This window comes from Streptomyces sp. CA-249302, assembly GCF_050936785.1.
Classification (GTDB): Bacteria; Actinomycetota; Actinomycetes; order Streptomycetales; family Streptomycetaceae; genus Streptomyces.
The window spans coordinates 7,706,086-7,723,195 of sequence record NZ_JBNJMG010000001.1 but is presented as its reverse complement, the minus strand read 5'-3'; the positions used below and the strand labels follow the sequence as shown (position 1 = coordinate 7,723,195).

17 protein-coding genes and 1 pseudogene are annotated in these 17,110 nt (G+C 70.4%); 7 read left to right on the top strand and 11 right to left on the bottom strand.

The genetic code is table 11. The features are described 5' to 3' along the window. The 6 genes and pseudogenes from ACQEWB_RS35160 (at window position 1) to ACQEWB_RS35135 (ending at window position 6,387) form a co-directional block, all read left to right on the top strand. Complete coding sequence (locus ACQEWB_RS35160; protein ID WP_432838274.1) at window positions 1-1,365, top strand: aspartate aminotransferase family protein; 1,365 nt, start codon at window positions 1-3, stop codon at window positions 1,363-1,365. A gap of 190 nt (window positions 1,366-1,555) precedes the next feature. Further along, window positions 1,556-2,278: pseudogene (locus tag ACQEWB_RS35155) on the top strand (ABC transporter ATP-binding protein); the annotation flags it as partial. Window positions 2,279-2,514: 236 nt separating this feature from the next. Beyond that, a complete protein-coding gene (locus tag ACQEWB_RS35150; protein WP_432838272.1) occupies window positions 2,515-3,858 on the top strand; it encodes a hypothetical protein in 1,344 nt (447 codons plus the stop codon). A gap of 99 nt (window positions 3,859-3,957) precedes the next feature. Next, entirely contained in the window at window positions 3,958-4,365 is a 408-nt protein-coding gene (locus ACQEWB_RS35145) for a VOC family protein (RefSeq protein WP_432838270.1), read from the top strand. A 36-nt stretch (window positions 4,366-4,401) separates the two neighbouring features. Next, the gene (locus tag ACQEWB_RS35140) at window positions 4,402-5,523 is read left to right on the top strand and encodes an LOG family protein (protein ID WP_432838268.1); all 1,122 of its coding nucleotides are present in this window, start codon (window positions 4,402-4,404) and stop codon (window positions 5,521-5,523) included. Window positions 5,524-5,685: 162 nt separating this feature from the next. Further along, complete coding sequence (locus tag ACQEWB_RS35135; RefSeq protein ID WP_432838266.1) at window positions 5,686-6,387, top strand: LAETG motif-containing sortase-dependent surface protein; 702 nt, start codon at window positions 5,686-5,688, stop codon at window positions 6,385-6,387. Between the two features lie 94 nt (window positions 6,388-6,481). On the opposite strand, the gene ACQEWB_RS35130 is transcribed toward ACQEWB_RS35135, so the two are convergent. From ACQEWB_RS35130 to ACQEWB_RS35105, 6 genes are all read right to left on the bottom strand, one after another. Further along, window positions 6,482-7,279 (bottom strand): maleylpyruvate isomerase family mycothiol-dependent enzyme, encoded by a 798-nt coding sequence (locus tag ACQEWB_RS35130; RefSeq protein WP_432838264.1) that lies wholly within the window; start codon window positions 7,277-7,279, stop codon window positions 6,482-6,484. A gap of 10 nt (window positions 7,280-7,289) precedes the next feature. Beyond that, a complete protein-coding gene (locus tag ACQEWB_RS35125) occupies window positions 7,290-8,324 on the bottom strand; it encodes an ABC transporter ATP-binding protein (protein WP_432838262.1) in 1,035 nt (344 codons plus the stop codon). Continuing rightward, window positions 8,324-9,925: an ABC transporter permease gene (locus ACQEWB_RS35120; protein ID WP_432838260.1), complete on the bottom strand. Its 1,602-nt coding sequence runs from the start codon at window positions 9,923-9,925 to the stop codon at window positions 8,324-8,326. The genes ACQEWB_RS35125 and ACQEWB_RS35120 overlap by 1 nt, the downstream gene beginning before the upstream one ends. 47 nt (window positions 9,926-9,972) lie before the next feature. Beyond that, a complete protein-coding gene (locus ACQEWB_RS35115) occupies window positions 9,973-11,049 on the bottom strand; it encodes a thiamine ABC transporter substrate-binding protein (RefSeq protein ID WP_432838258.1) in 1,077 nt (358 codons plus the stop codon). Window positions 11,050-11,172: 123 nt separating this feature from the next. Next, on the bottom strand, window positions 11,173-12,279 hold the full coding sequence (gene rlmN / locus ACQEWB_RS35110; protein WP_432838256.1) for a 23S rRNA (adenine(2503)-C(2))-methyltransferase RlmN: 1,107 nt from the start codon (window positions 12,277-12,279) through the stop codon (window positions 11,173-11,175). Between the two features lie 39 nt (window positions 12,280-12,318). After that, on the bottom strand, window positions 12,319-12,855 hold the full coding sequence (locus tag ACQEWB_RS35105) for an NUDIX domain-containing protein (protein ID WP_432838254.1): 537 nt from the start codon (window positions 12,853-12,855) through the stop codon (window positions 12,319-12,321). A gap of 150 nt (window positions 12,856-13,005) precedes the next feature. Here ACQEWB_RS35105 and ACQEWB_RS35100 point away from each other — a divergent pair, with 150 nt between their 5' ends. Beyond that, entirely contained in the window at window positions 13,006-13,419 is a 414-nt protein-coding gene (locus ACQEWB_RS35100) for a hypothetical protein (protein ID WP_432838252.1), read from the top strand. A gap of 4 nt (window positions 13,420-13,423) precedes the next feature. Here ACQEWB_RS35100 and ACQEWB_RS35095 read toward each other — a convergent pair whose 3' ends face one another. The 5 genes from ACQEWB_RS35095 to frr form a co-directional block, all read right to left on the bottom strand. Beyond that, entirely contained in the window at window positions 13,424-13,687 is a 264-nt protein-coding gene (locus ACQEWB_RS35095; RefSeq protein WP_432838250.1) for a hypothetical protein, read from the bottom strand. Beyond that, window positions 13,684-14,820, bottom strand: coding sequence for a WXG100 family type VII secretion target (locus ACQEWB_RS35090; RefSeq protein WP_432838248.1), 1,137 nt, complete (start codon window positions 14,818-14,820; stop codon window positions 13,684-13,686). The genes ACQEWB_RS35095 and ACQEWB_RS35090 overlap by 4 nt, the downstream gene beginning before the upstream one ends. After that, window positions 14,817-15,155, bottom strand: coding sequence for an ESX-1 secretion-associated protein (locus ACQEWB_RS35085; protein ID WP_432838246.1), 339 nt, complete (start codon window positions 15,153-15,155; stop codon window positions 14,817-14,819). Before ACQEWB_RS35085 ends, ACQEWB_RS35090 begins: the two co-directional genes overlap by 4 nt. A 151-nt stretch (window positions 15,156-15,306) precedes the next feature. Continuing rightward, on the bottom strand, window positions 15,307-16,431 hold the full coding sequence (locus ACQEWB_RS35080; protein ID WP_432838244.1) for a phosphatidate cytidylyltransferase: 1,125 nt from the start codon (window positions 16,429-16,431) through the stop codon (window positions 15,307-15,309). Next, window positions 16,431-16,988 carry a ribosome recycling factor gene (frr, locus tag ACQEWB_RS35075; protein ID WP_030943211.1) on the bottom strand — a complete coding sequence of 186 codons (558 nt, stop codon included), beginning with the start codon at window positions 16,986-16,988 and terminating at the stop codon, window positions 16,431-16,433. The genes ACQEWB_RS35080 and frr overlap by 1 nt, the downstream gene beginning before the upstream one ends. Window positions 16,989-17,110 lie beyond the last annotated feature (122 nt).

Genomic DNA, 17,110 nt, shown 5'->3' with positions numbered 1-17,110 from the left:
GTGAGCCAGAAGGACCTCAGCAAGACCGCGTACGACCACCTGTGGATGCACTTCACCCGCATGTCCTCGTACGAGAACTCCCCTGTGCCGACGATCGTGCGCGGCGAGGGCACCTACATCTACGACGACAAGGGCAAGCGCTACCTCGACGGTCTCGCGGGCCTGTTCGTGGTCCAGGCCGGTCACGGCCGCACGGAGCTCGCCGAGACCGCCTTCAAGCAGGCCCAGGAGCTGGCGTTCTTCCCGGTGTGGTCCTACGCCCACCCGAAGGCCGTGGAGCTGGCGGAGCGACTCGCCGACGAGGCGCCGGGCGACCTGAACAAGGTCTTCTTCACCACCGGTGGCGGCGAGGCCGTCGAGACCGCCTGGAAGCTCGCCAAGCAGTACTTCAAGCTGGTCGGCAAGCCCACCAAGTACAAGGTCATCTCCCGCGCGGTCGCCTACCACGGCACCCCGCAGGGCGCCCTGTCGATCACCGGCCTGCCGGGCCTGAAGGCCCCCTTCGAGCCGCTGGTCCCCGGCGCGCACAAGGTGCCGAACACCAACATCTACCGCGCCCCGATCTACGGCGACGACCCCGAGGCCTTCGGCCGCTGGGCCGCCGACCAGATCGAGCAGCAGATCCTCTTCGAGGGCCCGGACACGGTCGCCGCGGTCTTCCTGGAGCCGGTCCAGAACGCGGGCGGCTGCTTCCCGCCCCCGCCCGGCTACTTCCAGCGCGTGCGCGAGATCTGCGACCAGTACGACGTGCTCCTGGTCTCCGACGAGGTCATCTGCGCCTTCGGCCGCCTCGGCACGACCTTCGCCTGCGACAAGTTCGGCTACGTCCCGGACATGATCACCTGCGCCAAGGGCATGACCTCGGGCTACTCCCCGATCGGCGCCTGCATCATCTCCGACCGCCTGGCCGAGCCGTTCTACAAGGGCGACAACACCTTCCTGCACGGCTACACCTTCGGCGGCCACCCGGTCTCCGCGGCGGTCGGCCTCGCCAACCTCGACCTGTTCGAGCGCGAGGGCCTCAACCAGCACGTCCTGGACAACGAGGGCGCGTTCCGCTCGACCCTGGAGAAGCTGCACGACCTGCCGATCGTCGGCGACGTCCGCGGCAACGGCTTCTTCTACGGCATCGAGCTGGTGAAGGACAAGCACACCAAGGAGTCCTTCAACGACGAGGAGACGGAGCGGGTCCTCTACGGCTTCCTCTCCAAGGCCCTGTTCGAGAACGGCCTCTACTGCCGCGCCGACGACCGTGGCGACCCGGTCGTCCAGCTCGCCCCGCCGCTGATCTCCAACCAGGAGACCTTCGACGAGATCGAGCAGATCCTGCGCGCGACGCTGACGGAGGCGTGGACGAAGCTCTAGCCTTCGGCGTTTGAGCGGCTTATACGGCCCGGGGTGCACCCGTCCGAGTGACAAGGGTGCACCCCGGGCCGCGTGCTGTCCGGCCTCACGACCCCCGCTCCTTAGCGTGCCTGGTAACCGATCGGCCCTGCTTTCGTTCCCCCGCACGGGGGATGGCAAGGCACTACGGACCAGAACGAGGTGTACGCCCATGGAGGCACCGCCGGACAACGACGTGCTGTGGGCACGCGCCCTGCACTTCACGCACCAGGACGGCTCGCCAGGGCTGACCGGTGTCTCACTCGGCGTCCAGGAGGGCGAGATCCTCGCCGTCGGCGGACCGCGCGGCAGCGGCAAGACGACCCTGCTGCGCTGCCTGTCCGGGCTCGTACCGGCCCAGCGCGGCGAGGTCTGGTTCAACAGCGTGCCGGTCCACACGATGGGCCCGCTGCGCCGGGAACGCCTGCGCCGCGACCGCTTCGGCTGGATCGACCCGGCCCCGGTCCTGGTCCCCGAGCTGAACGCCTGGGAGAACGCCGCGCTCCCCCTCATGCTCCGCGGCACGAGCCGCCGCCGCGCCAAGACGGCCGCCCTGGAGTGGCTGGAGCGCCTGGACATCGGCGACAGATCCCGCAAGCGCCCGCACGAACTCACCCAGGCGGAACGCCAGCGGGTCTCGATCGCCCGAGCCCTGGCCCCGTCCCCGACAGTCCTGTTCGCGGACGAACCGACGGCCCCCCTGCACCGGGCAGACCGCGCCCACGTGCTGCGCACCCTCACCACCGCGGCCCGCTCCCACGGCATCACGGTCGTCCTGGCCACCCACGACACGGACACGGCAGCCCTCGCCGACCGCACGGTGACCCTGCTGGACGGCCGCCGCGTGCACACGGTCCACCTGCCGCCGCTGCCGGAGCCAGGAGACCGGGGGGCGGCGCTGGACAGGGCTCCAGTGGGTGCCACGCATCAGGCCCGGGGGAAGGAACGGGTAGGGGCTCGGGGGGCTGCGCAAGGACCCCGCGGGGCCGCCCAGGAGAGCCGGGAAGCCGCTGAGGAAGCCGGTCCGGAAGCCCACGAGACCGCACAGCAGGCGGCCCGAGGTGACGCTCAGGAAGCCCCGGAGGCCGGGCAGGACGGCCGGGGTACCGGGCAGGAAGGCCGGGGGGCCGCGTGCTCGCTCTCCGTCTGACCCGCGCCGCCCACCCCGCCGTACACCTGCGCCGCCTCCTGGTGGCCACGGCCGCGGCAGGCACGGGCTTCCTCCTCCTGTGCACCCTCGGCTACGCGATGACCCACCCCGACTCCCCCTCGGCGTCCGTCCTCCGCCTCGCCTGGTGCCTCACCCCCCTGGCCGCCACGGTCCACTTCGCGGTCGCCGTCGCCCGCACGGACCCGGCCACCAGACCCCGCCCGGGCCTCTCGGCCATCGGCCTCGGCCCGGCCCGTCTGATGGCCGTCGCGGCCACCACGACGGCCCTCTCCTGCACGCTGGGCTCGATGCTGGCCCTCCTCTTCTACCTCCACCTCCGCGGCGACCTCACGGGCATGCCCTTCGACGGCGCAGCCTCCGAATTCCTGGCCGCGGACAGGCCACTCCCCCTGCCGGCGGCCCTGACCCTGCTGGCCCTGGTACCGGTGATCGCGTCGGTGGCGGTGGGGGTGGTACTGCGCCCACGGGAGGCGCGGCCGTCCTCGTCAAGACCGCCGGGACGCTCGTACGGCCGTTTCGGCGCGTACGGCCGGTCGGGCACGCAGGAGACCTTCGGGGCATACGGCCGCTTCGGCGCCCGCCTTCGCCAGTCAACCCAGTCCGCGAGCAGCGCACGCGCCGCTGAACATGAGGTCGGCGAGTCCGCCTCCACCGAGGGCACCGACACCCCGGACCCCACCTCTCCCCCCACCCCCCGCGCCGCCCCGTCCGGCCTCCCCTGGGGTACCGCGATCCTCTCCGCCGGCCTGGCAGTCGAGGCCTACGCCGGCCGCACCACGGCCGCCCCCACCCTCACCCTCCCCGGCGGCCTCACCGGCACCACCCCCGCCATCCTCATCGGCTTCCTGCTCACCGCCGTCGGTCTGGCCCTGGCCGCCCCCGGCCTCACCCACCTCACCGGCCGCCTCCTCCAGTCCGCCCGCCCCGGCGCGCTCCGCCTCCTGGCCGGCCGTGTCCTGATGGAGGAAGCCACCCGCATCGGCCGCCCGCTGGGCATCGTCTGCGCCGTGGCCTCCGCCGCGTACGCCATGACCGCCCTCTACGACCCCGCCGAACCCGCCTTCGGCCCCCTCACCACCCTCGGCACCCTCCTGGTCACCGGCTGCACGGTCGCCACCCTCCTGACGGCGGCCGTGGAAGCCAGGCAGGCACGAGCCGACACCACCGCCGCCCTGCTCCGCCTCGGCGCCCCCGCCACGATGCTCCGCAGCGCCGCCGCCCTACGGGCCGCCGCCCTGCTGGCCCTCTTCGGCCCCCTCACCCTCCTGGTCGCCGAACTGGCCGCCCTCCCCCTGACCCCCTGAAAACCCGCGGGAACAAAATCCACTCCCGCCGATGAGTTCCGTACGGACCCCCGGTCTACCCACCGAACACCACGCACCGCACTCGATGGGAGAGCCCGCATGTACCAGCAGATGATCTTCGTGAACCTCGCCACCAACGACGTGGACGCCTCGAAGAAGTTCTTCACGGAGCTCGGCTACACGATCAACCCGCAGTTCAGCGGCGACGACTGCGCCTGCGTGGTGATCAGCGACACCATCATCGCGATGCTGCTGAGCAAGCAGCGCTACGCCGACTTCACGAAGAAGGAGATCGCCGACTCGACGACGACCAGCGAGGTGCTGATCTGTCTGAGCGCGGAGAGCCGCGAGAAGGTCGACGAGCTGGTGGACAAGGCGGCCGCGGCCGGCGGCACCGCCAACGACGACGTCCAGGACCACGGCTACATGTACGGCCGTTCCTTCGACGACCTCGACGGCCACTCCTGGGAGGTCGTGTGGATGGACCCGGCGGCCGTCCAGGGCTGACCCCGCGCCGCCCAACGCCGTGCCTAGCATGGGCCCGTGCAGACGAGCCCGGCCCATGCGGCCCATCATGACGACCGCGAGATCGAGACGCTCGAGGACTTCGACGCGACCGTCTCGGCCCGCGGAACGCTCTCCGGACACCGGGTGCAGGCCGTCGATCTGACGGACCGCACAAGGGAGTTGCTCACCACCGGCGCCGCCGGCGCCGTGTTCCTCGGCTGCCCGATGCGGCCTGACGCCGAGGCGAAGGTCCGTGCCGAGGGCGCGTTGGTCTTCCCGCCGGTGCCCGACCTGCCCTTCGACCCGTACCGCGGGCATCTCTACACGCCCGGCGAGTTGTTCGCCTCCCTGGAGAAGGGGTACGAGCGGACGCCGGACGCGCTCGCCTACGACTGGTTCCAGACCACCAAGGCCGACGGCGACATCTGGGCGTCGATGCTGCGCGCCGTGCACGACGACTCCGTCTCCGACGCCCTGGACGAACTCCTGCGCGGGGCGCGGGTGGTGGGGGTCATGGGCGGTCACGCGATGGCGCGCGGGACGGCGGCCTACGCCGGTGCCGCGCGGCTCGGGCGGGAGCTGAGCCGGTCCGGGCTGACCGTGGCGACCGGCGGCGGGCCGGGTGCCATGGAGGCGGCGAACCTGGGCGCGTACACCGCTCCGTACGAGGACGGGGTGCTGGAGGAGGCGTGCGAACTCCTCGGGAAGGCACCGTCGTTCACGCCCTCGATCACCGAGTGGGCACGGGCCGCCTTCGAGGTGCGCACCCGCTGGCCGAAGGGCAACCACTCGATCGGCATCCCGACGTGGTTCTACGGCCACGAGCCGCCGAACCCCTTCGCCTCGCACATCGCGAAGTACTTCGCCAACGCCACCCGCGAGGACGGCCTGCTGGCCCGCTCCAACGCGGGCGTGGTCTTCCTGCCGGGCGCGGCGGGGACCGTACAGGAGATCTTCGACAACGCGACGCCCAACTACTACGAGTCGCGTGGCGAACCGACCCCCATGGTCCTGGTGGACCGGGCACACTGGACCGAGCGGCTGCCGGCCTGGCCCCTCTTGCAGTCACTCGCCCGGGAACGGTCGATGGAGTCCCGTATCGCCCTCGTTGACCGGATCGAGGAGGCTCCGGAGGCGTTGAAACGTCTCCTTGATTAATAACGGGGTAAAGCCAACACTCCAGGGGTGCCTACGGATTGACACTCCTTATGGAACGCTTATAAACCTGTGAGACTCCTGGGGAACGTGAAGCCTCACCTCATCGTCGCCTCGCTTCCCCTTCAAACCCCCCGCAGTTGTGCCATCCCGTGAAGGGCAAAAGTGTCCATATCTCGCCGCACCGCGCGTCGTTCCGTGCAGATCCTGGGCGTCGCCGCCGCCTCCTCCGCGCTCGCGCTGAGCGCCGCGGGCTCCGCGCTCGCCTGCAACATCAGTGAGTTCTCCGCCACCGCCAAGTGCGACGGCACCAAGGGCGTCATCGTCGTCACCGACAAGGACGGCTCCGGCACGCCGGCGACGATCACCGTGTTCCTGGAGAACAACGGTGCCGACGCCAAGACCGTCGGTTCGCAGGACGTCACCGGTACCAAGGAAGGTGTCGACGTCACCTTCGAGGAGGACTGGTCGCCCAACGCCGAGTACCGCATCCACGTCACGGCCGGGAAGGACAAGGACCACCCGATCGTCGACAAGGACATCACGCCGAACCTGACCACCCCGTCCGAGGGCTGCTCGAAGGACGACGAGTCGACCCCGCCGACCACCCCGGCGCCGTCGGACTCGACCACGCCTCCGGCCGACGAGTCCTCGACCCCGACCCCGTCGGCCTCGGAGAGCAGCACCACTCCGGCCGACACCTCGTCCAACGCGCCGTCCCCGGCGGCCGGTGACTCCAACCTCGCCGAGACCGGTGCGAGCTCGAACACCGGCATGATCGCCGGTATCGCGGGCGCGCTGGTCGTCGTCGGTGGCGGTGCCGTGTTCTTCGGCATGCGCCGTCGTGGGGCGAGCAGCAGCCGCTGACGCCTCCTTCCGCACCACGTCGTGGCCCGTCCCCGTATCCCCGGGGGACGGGCCATCGTCGTTCGGTGGTCGAGAAGTCCAGTGGTCCAGTGGTTCATCCGAAGCTCGCCCGTTCCAGCCAGAACTCCAGCAACTCCCGCTCGCCGATGATCTCCAACTCCGGGCTGTCCAGGGGGAGTCGGCGGTAGAAGGCGAGCAGTACGGAGGTGAGCGGGCCGCGCAGGGCGACCGTCGCCTTCTCGTGCCCGCGGCGCCAGGCGATCCCGTCCTCGGTGAGCTCGATCAACCACTCCGCGTTCAGCTCGGGCGGGGCGTCGGTGGCGTGCAGGTGGATGCTGCGGCCGGACCCGCGCAACTCCTCCTCCGCCTGGTGCGGGTCGGTCACCTGGATGTACCGGACGATCTCCAGCCACTCGTCGATGGCGTCGGCGGCCATGCCGTGGGCGACTTCGTACGGCATCCCGGCAGCGAGCGTGGCGTCGGCGCGGTGGATGATGATCTCGTGGGTCATCCGGCGGGCCCAGAAGCCGGAGGTCTGGGTCCCGGCCCAGCCCCACACCTTGGCGTCGGGCCCGGCCTCGCGCAGGGCGTCCACGGCAAGTCCGCCGGCCTCCGCGAGCCAGGCGTCGAGGGCCGCGGCGTCGCCCGTGGCCTCGGGGCCGTCGCCGCGCGGCACCTGCTCGTCGGGGATGTTCTCCTGCGCCCGGGTGCGCACCAGCGTGCCCGACCAGCGCAGGGCGCCGCCCATGTGCAGCACGAGCCGTTCCAGCGTCCAGTCCGGGCAGGTCGGCACGGTCGCCGCCAGATCCGCGCCGCTCGTCACCACCGCCCTCAACTGCTGTACCTGGTGGGCGATTTCGTCGACGTACCGATCGTGTGGCAGAAGCGTCATGCCCTTCACCCTAGGGACGGACCCCCGGTTCCAGCACCACGATTTCGGCGGCGTCGAACTCCACCCCGACCGCGTCCCCGACCTCCGGCGCCACCCGCAGCGCACAGGCCGCCTCCAGCCGCGGCGCGTCCTCCGGTTGCAGGTGTACGGCGACATGGGTGCCCCTGAAGGTGCGCGCGGCGACCGTGCAGCGCAGGCCCTCGTCGGCGGGGACGAGACGGACGCCGGCGGGGCGGACGAGGAGGGTGCGGGGGCCCTGGGGGGCGTTCTCGGGGACCGGGACCTTGCCCCAGGGGGTGTCGCCGGCCTCCCCCGTCACCGTGCCCTCCACGACGTTGTCGAAGCCGAGGAAGCGGGCGACGAACTCGTCCGCCGGGCGCTGCCACACCTCAAGTGGCGTGCCCGACTGGGCGATTCGGCCGTCCCGCATCACCACGACCCGGTCGGCGAGCGCGAAGGCCTCGCCCTGGTCGTGCGTGACGGCGAGGACGGTAGTGCCCAACTGCCCGAACAACTCACGGAGTTCGACCACCAGCCGTTCCCGCAGCGAGCGGTCGAGCTGGCCCAGCGGCTCGTCGAGCATCAGCAGCCGGGGGCGGGGCGCGAGGGCGCGGGCGAGCGCCACCCGCTGCTGCTCGCCGCCGGAGAGCGAGGCGACGGCCCGGCGGGCGGCACCCGGAAGGCCGACGAGGTCCAGCAACTCCCGTACCCGGTCGTCCTGTTCGGTCTTGGGCGCGCCGTGCATGCGCAGCCCGAAGGTCACGTTCCCGCCCACGTCCCGCTGCGGGAACAGCTGATGGTCCTGGAACATCAGACCAACCCCGCGTCTGTGCGCGGGCACCCCGGCCTGGTCCCGGCCGTCGAGCAACACCCGTCCACCGGACAGGGGTTGGAGCCCGGCCACCGCGCGCAGCAGCGTCGACTTGCCGCTGCCGCTCGGCCCGAGCACGCACACCACCTCGTGCTCGGCGACATCGAGACCGACGGCGTCGAGCACGGCCCGCCCGCCGAAGCGGACGGTGGCGTCCTCCAGGCTCAGCAGCATCAGAACTCCCCGGTCCGGTCGGTGCGCAGCCGCTCCAGCACCAGCAGCGCCACCGCGCACACCACCATCAGAATCGTGGAAAGGGCCATCGCCTGGCCGTAGTTGAGATCACCGGGCCGGCCAAGGAGCCGGGCCACGGCGACCGGCAGCGTCGGGTTGTCGGGCCGCGCGATGAACACGGTCGCCCCGAACTCCCCGAGCGACACCGCGAAGGCGAACCCGGCCGCGACCAGCAGCGCCCGCCGCACCAGCGGCAGATCGACCTCCCGCCACACCCGCCAGGGCGAGGCCCCGAGGACGGCCGCCGCCTCCCTCAGCCGTCCGTCCACGGCCCGCAGCACGGGCAGCATGGTCCGTACGACGAAGGGGACGCCCACCAGAGCCTGCGCGAGCGGCACCAGGATCCAGGAGGAGCGCAGGTCGAGCGGGGGCTGGTCGAGGGCGATCAGGAAGCCGAAGCCGACGGTCACCGCGGAGACGCCCAGCGGCAGCATCAGCAGCGCGTCGAAGCCGCGGACCAGCCGGCCGACGTCCCGGCGCGCGAGGGCCGCGGCGGCCAGACCGCCGATCAGTACGGCGATGGCGGTGGCGGCGAGGGCGTACTGGAGCGAGTTGCCGATCGCGTCGATCGGCGGGACCAGGAAGGTGCCGCCGTCCTCGTGGGTCAGCGCGCGGTAGTAGCCGAAGTCGGAGGCGTCCAGGGAGCGTTGGACCAGTACGGCGAGCGGCAGCAGGAGCAGGACGGCGATGGTGGCGAGGACCCCGGCGAGCAGCGCCCACTGGCCGGTCCCGCGCGGTCGGCGGGCCGTGGTGCCCGCGTCCACCAGGCGCAGGGCGGTCTCCCGCCGCCGTACCGTCCACGCGTGGACGGCGAGGATCGCGCCCACCGCGACGAACTGGACGATGGTGAGGACGGCGGCCGTGGAGAGGTCGAAGATCTCGGAGGTCTGCCGGTAGATCTCGACTTCGAGGGTGGAGAAGGTCGGCCCGCCGAGGATCTGCACCACGCCGAAGGAGGTGAAGGTGAAGAGGAAGACCATGAGCGCGGCGGCGGCCACGGCGGGCGCGAGGGCCGGGAGCGTGACCCTGCGCCAGGCTTTCAGGCGCGACGCTCCCAGCATCCGCGCGGCCTCCTCCTGCCGCGGGTCGAGCTGGGACCAGAGCCCGCCGACGGTCCGTACGACGACCGCGTAGTTGAAGAAGACGTGGGCCAGCAGGATGGCCCAGACGGTCGTGTCCAGCCGTACCCCCCACAGCTCGTCGAGCAGTCCCCCGCGGCCGAGGAGCGCCAGGAACGCCGTACCGACGACGACGGTCGGCAGCACGAACGGGACGGTGACCACGGCCCGCAGGACCTGTTTGCCGGGGAAGTCGAAGCGCGCGAAGACATACGCGCCGGGGAGTGCGATCAGCAGGGTGAGCGCGGTGGAGGCGAGCGCCTGCCAGGTGGTGAACCACAGGACGTGCCGGATGTCGGACTGGGCGACGACGTCCGCGATCCGCCCGAACTGCCAGGCGCCGTCGACCTCGAGCCCGCGCGAGACGATCGCGGCGACGGGCCAGGCGAAGAAGACGGCGAAGAACGCGACGGGCAGGACCATCAGTCCGAGCCGCGCCGCGCTCCCGCCTTTCGCCTTCGGCGGTCGTGCTACTTCAGTACGAGTGACGTCCACGACTTGACCCACTGGTCACGGTTGTCGGCGATCTTGTCGGGCGCCATGGTCTCGGGGTCGGAGGCCGGCTTGCCGTACTTCTCGAACTCCGCCGGCACCGTCGCGCCCTCCCGTACCGGGTAGACGAACATGTTCAGCGGCATGTCCTCCTGGAACTCCTTGCCGACCAGGAAGTCGATGAAGGCCTTGCCGCCCTTGGTGTTCTCGGCGTTGCTGAGCAGTCCCGCGTACTCGATCTGCCGGAAGCAGGTCCCGTACGACACCCCGGTCGGCGCGGTCTTCGGCTTCGGGTCGCCGTAGATGACCTCGGCGGGCGGTGAGGAGGCGTAGGAGACGACGAGCGGCCGGTCGGCCTTGGCCTTCTTGCCGCCGGCCGATCCGGAGAACTCCTCGTTGTACGCCTGCTCCCAGCCGTCGACGACTTTGACGCCGTTGGCCTTGAGCTTCTTCCAGTAGTCCTGCCAGCCTTCGTCGCCGTACTTGGCGGCGGTGCCGAGCAGGAAGCCCAGCCCCGGCGAGGAGGTGGAGGCGTTCTCGGTGACGAGGAGGTTCTTGTAGGCGGGCTTGACGAGATCGTCGAACGAGGTGGGCGGGTTCAGCTTGTGCTTGCTGAAGTACGCCTTGTCGTAGTTGACGCAGATGTCGCCGGAGTCGATGGGCGTGACCTGGTGCTTGTCCTGGTCGACCCGGAACTCGGACTTGATCTGATCGGCGCCCTTCGCCTCGTACGACTGGAAGAGTCCGTTGTCGAGCGCCCGGGAGAGCAGGGTGTTGTCGACGCCGAAGAAGACGTCGCCCTGCGGGTTGTCCTTGGTGAGGATGGCCTTGTTGACGGCCTGCCCGGCGTCGCCGTCCTTGAGGACCCTGACCTTGTAGCCGGACTGCTTCTCGAAGTCCGCGAGGACGCTCTTGGAGACGGCCCACGAGTCATGGCTGACGAGGGTGACGGTCTTGGAGCCGCCGCTCCCCGAATCGGAGGACGACGACCCGCACGCGGACAGCGTGACGAGGCCGAGGCCCACGACGGCAGCAAGAAACTTCTTGTTGTTCACGGTGGTGACCGAACTTCCTACCCAGAATGACCTGGGCGAGGTTCAGAGGGTCTGCGGCTCGATCGCCGCACTCTCAGCGCTGCTGCGCTCCCCTGTCGGATATGAAGATGTGCGTCCTTCAGACTACCGTTCGGTGGCCGCCAGCTGTCCACAGGCCCCGTCGATCTCCTGACCACGGGTGTCCCGGACGGTCACCGGCACGCCGTGCGCCGCGATCGCCTCGACGAACGCCTTCTCGTCCTCGGGCCGGGAGGCGGTCCACTTCGAGCCGGGCGTCGGGTTGAGCGGGATGAGGTTGACGTGCACGGGCTTGCCGCGGAGCAGCCGGCCGAGCCGGTCCCCGCGCCAGGCCTGGTCGTTGATGTCCCGGATGAGCGCGTACTCGATGCTGAGCCGCCGCCCGCTCTTCTCGACGTACTCGAACCCGGCGTCGAGGACCTCGCGGACCTTCCACCTGGTGTTGACGGGCACGAGGGTGTCGCGCAGCTCGTCGTCGGGGGCGTGCAGCGAGATCGCCAGCCGGCACTTGAAGCCCTCGTCGGCGAAGCGGTGGATGGCCGGCACGAGTCCGACCGTCGAGACGGTGATCCCACGCTGCGAGAGCCCGAGCCCGTCGGGGGCGGGGTCGGTCAGCGCCCGGACGGCCCCGACGACGCGCTTGTAGTTGGCGAGCGGCTCGCCCATCCCCATGAAGACGATGTTGGAGAGCCGCGCGGGCCCGCCCGGCACCTCCCCGTCCCTGAGCGCCCGCATCCCGTCCACGATCTGGTGGACGATCTCGGCGGTGGACAGATTCCGGTCCAGACCGGCCTGTCCGGTGGCGCAGAAGGGACAGTTCATCCCACAGCCCGCCTGCGAGCTGATGCACATGGTCACCCGGTCCGGGTACCGCATCAGCACGGACTCGACGAGCGTCCCGTCGAACAGCCGCCACAGGGTCTTACGGGTCTCCCCCTGGTCGGTCGACAGATGCCGCACGACGGTCATCAGCTCGGGAAGCAGCGCCTCCTGGAGCTTGGGGCGCGCGGCGGCGGGGATGTCGGTCCACTCCGCCGGGTCGTGCGCGAACCGCGCGAAGTAGTGCTGCGACAGCTGCTTGGCACGAAACGGCTTCTCCCCGATCTCGGCCACGGCGTCCTTGCGCTCGGCGGGCGAGAGATCAGCGAGATGCCGCGGCGGCTTCTTGGCTCCGCGGGGGGCGACGAAAGTGAGTTCTCCGGGCTTAGGCATGGCTGTACCAGTGTCGCAGATCAACGCGGGTGGCCTCTCCTACCGCCATTCCCAGTGGTGTGTGCGCACCGCCGCGTCGCCGTGGCCGGGGGCCTCTTCCGTGGTGAACGGGGTGGGAGGGAGGCCTGGGACGGTCGCGGTGACGGTGTAGAGGTGATAGCGCGAGGGCAGGCCCGGGTAGGACGGCGAGTCCGACTGTTCGAGGGTGAGGGAGGGCGGCTGGTCCGGGATCGTGACGGTGTGCGGGTCCACCCGGAGTTCCTCGGCGACGCAACGGAGAGCGGCGGCCACCGGGGTCTCGCCCGGCAGCATCTTCTCCGTGGGCGGTGAGTTCCGCTCGCGTACCGCTCCGTCGGCCATCAGCTGCCGTACCTCGGTCAGGCGTCTGCCGTCCGCCTCGATCGTCACGCTCACGACGGCGACCTCCCGCAGCGGCGGGTCCGAGGACAGCCAGGTCTCGCCGGCCGCGATCTCCTCGTACAACCGTCGGACCGATTTGGTGCCGTCGCGGCCCCAGGTGTCGTACGGGATGCCCTGCCCGGCGAGCCATTCCCGCAGGTCGTCCACGCTCTCCATCGGCCCGCCTCCGCTGAGGGTGTAGCGGGCTACACCACGGATCGGGGTGGAGGTTCCCTCGTGGCCGCAGCCCTCTCGCCGGGATCGTAGTGGGCACACGGGTACACGGGCACACCGTGTCACCAGCGCCTTTCAGGAGGGAATCGTTCCATGGCCGCCAACAGCCGTCGCCGACGCCGTATCGCCACTCTCGCCACCACCGTGGCAGCCGTCGCGCTGACCGCCGGGCTCGTCACCGGCTGCGACCCCGACGACGTCGACAATTCGCTGGACTGCGTACGGAACTACGACGACATAGCCGACAGTCTGAAGGCCATCCACGAGGCCGGGTGGGACGCGGCGAAGGACCCCTCTCAGACCGACGAGTCCATCGACACGATCGAGAAGAACCTCGACAAGATCAAGGACAAGAACGACGACTCGAACGACAGCAAGGTCGAGAAGGCCGTGGACGACCTCAACCAGGCCATCTCCGACTACAACAAGGCCGTTCTGGACGGCGAGAAGCCGGATTCCAGCAAGATCGACAAGGCCGCCGACGAACTGAAGAACGTCTGCACCTGATCGCTCAGAACAGCCACACGCCGAACGCCACCACGGCCAGGCCGATCACCAGGAAGACGCCCGCCGTGACCGCGAGCGGACGCAGTTGCGTGCGCCGGCGCGGCGGGTCCAGGCCGCGCCAGGTGCTGCGCGCGGCGTACACCCCGGCGAAGGCGATCAGGCACCCGAAGACCACGGCCAGCAGGCCGAAGAACTTGGCCCAGGTGAAGGGGTGGTCCGGGTTCGGGGTCCATACGGCGGCGAGGTGGCCGACGCTGAGGAGGTTCACTCGTCGTTCTCGTGCTTCATGAGATCCTGTACGTCCGCCTCGATACCGGAGCCGGCCGCGTAGACGCCGGTGTTGAGGGTGGTGCCCACGGTGTTCTTGAAGGAGCCGTCGGCGAGCTTGCCCTGGTCGCTGAGGTGCTCGCCGCCGAGACTGCCGTGCTCCTCCAGGGCATGGTTCACGCCGTGGTTCTGGGCGTTGCCGAAGGCGCCGGTGGCCGCGTTGGTGAGCGCGTCCTGGCCGATGGTCGACGGGTCCTGGCCGGCGATGACGTCGGCCGTGAGGCCGCCCGCGACGTTGCCGGCGGCGCCGTTGACGGTCGTACCGAGAAGGCCGTCGCCACGGAGGATGTCGCCGGCCGTCCCGGTCAGACGCGCGCCCGCCGTGCCGGCGACCGCGGTGAACGCCGCCGTGCCCGCGGCGGCGCGGCTGCCGGCGGTGAGGTCGGCGCCGACGGTGACCGGCTGGCCGTGGACGGCCTGGTTGACCATGAGGCTGCCCGAGTCGGCGACGAAGTTGGTGGCGAAGCTCTCCAGGCCCGTCTTGGTGAAGTCCGCGGTGAGCCGGGCGACGGTGGTGAGGACCTTCTCCAGGGTGGCGGCGGTCTCCTCGCTGAGGCCCGCGAACTTCTCCAGGAGGGCGGCCACCTTCTCGGCCGCCGACTCGAACAGCCGGACCAGGTCGACGATCCGGGCCACCCGCTCGGCGACGGCGGTGTTGGCGACGAGGTCGGAGAGGAAGCCGGTGAAGAAGGACAGCGCGGCGCCGGCGATCTCCATCTCGGCGATCTCGACGCCGATGTCGATGATCTCCTCGTTGATCCCGTCGATCTCCGTGGCGTAGGCGCGCAGGCCGTCGGCCACGTGGTGGAAGTTCTGCGCGATCTGCAGGACGACCGTCCGCTGCTCCTGCCAGTGCTTCTCGAAGGCGTCCCGCGCCTCGCCGTGCCAACCCTGCCTGTCGACGCCTGCGATCGCGGCGTCCACGGCACGCACGAGATCGGTCAGCTCGTTGCCCATGGTGTCCCAGCTGTGGGCGACGGAGCGGAGGGTGGGGCCGTCGCCGCCGGGGAGTTCCACACCGCAGGCTTCGAGGATCTCCAGGACCTTGCCGTCGATCCAGCCGTTGACGCTCATGCCGCCGGACCTCCCGGGCGCCGGACGGCGTCATGGAGATAGTCGACGGCGGTCTGGTCGGAGTTCGTGTAGTTGGCCGCGTTGCCCCGCAGCCGGTCGCCGTGGCTGTTGAGGACGGTGGGGAGGTGGCCGAGCGCCTTGACGGTGTTGCTCAGCAGCCGCCCGTACTTCTCCGCCGCGCCGTCGCAGACACCGAGCAGGCCGAACGCCTCCCCGATCTCGGACGCGCCTGCCGCGAACCCGTCGATCGGCCCGGCGAGCCCGGTCGCCTCCCGGTCGAACTTGCCCGCCAGATCCGTCAGCGTGGCCGGGTCCACCCCGAACTGCCCACTCATACCGCTCCCCCGTCACATGCTCGGCCGATCGCCAGCATGTCCGGGGAACACTCGTCCGGAAGGGACCTTTACGCAGTAGGACCAGAGCACTGACCCACAATTTGCGTGCCTCTGGTCAAGTCAATGCCCTGGTCCACCACGGACGAGAACGTCAGCCGGACCCGACGAAAAGCACCAGCAGCAACCACACCACCGGCGCCGTCGGCAGCAGGGAGTCCAGGCGGTCCATGATTCCGCCATGGCCCGGGAGGAGGGTGCCCATGTCCTTGATGCCCAGGTCGCGTTTGATCATCGACTCGCCGAGGTCGCCCAGGGTGGCGCTGGCCGCGACCGCGAGGCCGAGGAGGAGGCCCTGCCACCAGGTGCCGTCGTCGATCAGGAAGTGCATGCACAGCGCGCCCGCCACCATCGCGAAGGTCACCGCGCCGAGCAGGCCCTCGCGGGTCTTGCCGGGGCTGATGCGCGGGGCGAGCTTGTGCCGGCCGAAGCGCCAGCCGACGGCGTACGCCCCCGTGTCGCTCACGACCGTGAGCAGCAGGAACGTCATCACCCGCCAGGGCCCGTCGTCGGCGGTCAGCATCATCGCGACGAAGGTCGCCAGGAACGGGACGTAGAAAGCCGCGAAGACGCCCGCCGTGACGTCCTTGAGGTAGCCCTCGGGCGGTTCCGTCATGCGCCATACGAGGACCGCGAGTGCCGTGAGCGCCATGGCGACCCACGCGCCCTCGGCGCCCCGGACGTAACCGGAGACGACCATCGCCGCACCGCCGAGCGCCAGCGGGACCAGCGGCGCCTTGATGCCCTTGCGCTCCTGGAGCCGGCTGGTCAGTTCCCACAGGCCGACGACCACGGCGACGGCCACCACGCCCACGAAGGCGGCCTTGACCACGAACAGCGACGCCAGGATCACCGCGCCGAGACCGACGCCGACTCCTATGGCCGCGCCCAGGTCGCGCCCCGCGCTCTTCTTCTGCGGCTGGGGCGCCGGCTGTGGGGCGTCGGGCATGGGCTCCGGATTCTGCTGTACCGCCGGCTGGGGCGGTGCTTGCGGCGTCTCGTCGCGGAACAAGGGGCCGCTCAGCCGAGCGGCCCCCCGGTCGGCATCCTGGTCTCCGCCATAGGCGGGTACGTCGGGCACGATGGGCATGGGGCGAGTCTGCTGCGCCTTGGGCGCATCGTACGCGGGACCCGCCGGGGCAGCCCCCTGGACAGGCCCCTGGTCGGTCGGCCCCCAGTACCCGTTCTGTGGCGGCGCTCCCCAGGAATGGTCGTTCATCAGACCTCGAGCAGCTCCGCTTCCTTGTGCTTCAGGAGCTCGTCCACCTGGGCCACGTACTTGTGGGTGGAGTCGTCGAGCTCCTTCTCGGCGCGGCGGCCCTCGTCCTCGCCGACCTCGCCGTCCTTGATGAGCTTGTCGATCGCGTCCTTGGCCTTGCGGCGCACGGAGCGGATGGACACGCGCGCGTCCTCGGCCTTGCCCTTGGCGACCTTGATGTAGTCGCGGCGGCGCTCCTCGGTCAGCTCGGGGAACACCACACGGATGATGTTGCCGTCGTTGCTGGGGTTGACGCCCAGGTCGGAGTCGCGGATGGCCTGCTCGATGTTGCGCAGGGCCGTCTTGTCGAACGGGGTCACGACCGCCATGCGCGGCTCCGGCACGGAGAACGAAGCCAGCTGGTTGATCGGCGTCGGCGCACCGTAGTAGTCGGCCACGATCTTGTTGAACATCGCCGGGTGCGCACGGCCGGTGCGGATCGCGGCGAAGTCCTCCTTGGCGACCACGACGGCCTTCTCCATCTTCTCCTCGGCCTCGAGGAGGGTCTCTTCGATCACCACTTGCTCCTGCGTGTCTTGAGTAGGCCCGGCTGCTGTTCCGTATGCGTGGGGGCGGCGGCCGGCTGCGTCGCGTCTTCTTCCTGCACGGTTCCCGACCGGCAGGACATTGTCCATCCCCC

Bases quoted from the DNA above. Each gene is read 5' to 3' on its own strand.
- ACQEWB_RS35145 (WP_432838270.1), top strand. From the start codon at position 3,958: ATGTACCAGCAGATGATCTTCGTGAACCTCGCCACCAACGACGTGGAC.
- ACQEWB_RS35130 (WP_432838264.1), bottom strand. From the start codon at position 7,279: ATGACGCTTCTGCCACACGATCGGTACGTCGACGAAATCGCCCACCAG.
- ACQEWB_RS35125 (WP_432838262.1), bottom strand. From the start codon at position 8,324: ATGCTGCTGAGCCTGGAGGACGCCACCGTCCGCTTCGGCGGGCGGGCC.
- ACQEWB_RS35120 (WP_432838260.1), bottom strand. From the start codon at position 9,925: ATGGTCCTGCCCGTCGCGTTCTTCGCCGTCTTCTTCGCCTGGCCCGTC.
- rlmN (WP_432838256.1), bottom strand. From the start codon at position 12,279: ATGCCTAAGCCCGGAGAACTCACTTTCGTCGCCCCCCGCGGAGCCAAG.
- ACQEWB_RS35105 (WP_432838254.1), bottom strand. From the start codon at position 12,855: ATGGAGAGCGTGGACGACCTGCGGGAATGGCTCGCCGGGCAGGGCATC.
- ACQEWB_RS35100 (WP_432838252.1), top strand. From the start codon at position 13,006: ATGGCCGCCAACAGCCGTCGCCGACGCCGTATCGCCACTCTCGCCACC.
- ACQEWB_RS35090 (WP_432838248.1), bottom strand. From the start codon at position 14,820: ATGAGCGTCAACGGCTGGATCGACGGCAAGGTCCTGGAGATCCTCGAA.
- ACQEWB_RS35085 (WP_432838246.1), bottom strand. From the start codon at position 15,155: ATGAGTGGGCAGTTCGGGGTGGACCCGGCCACGCTGACGGATCTGGCG.
- ACQEWB_RS35080 (WP_432838244.1), bottom strand. From the start codon at position 16,431: ATGAACGACCATTCCTGGGGAGCGCCGCCACAGAACGGGTACTGGGGG.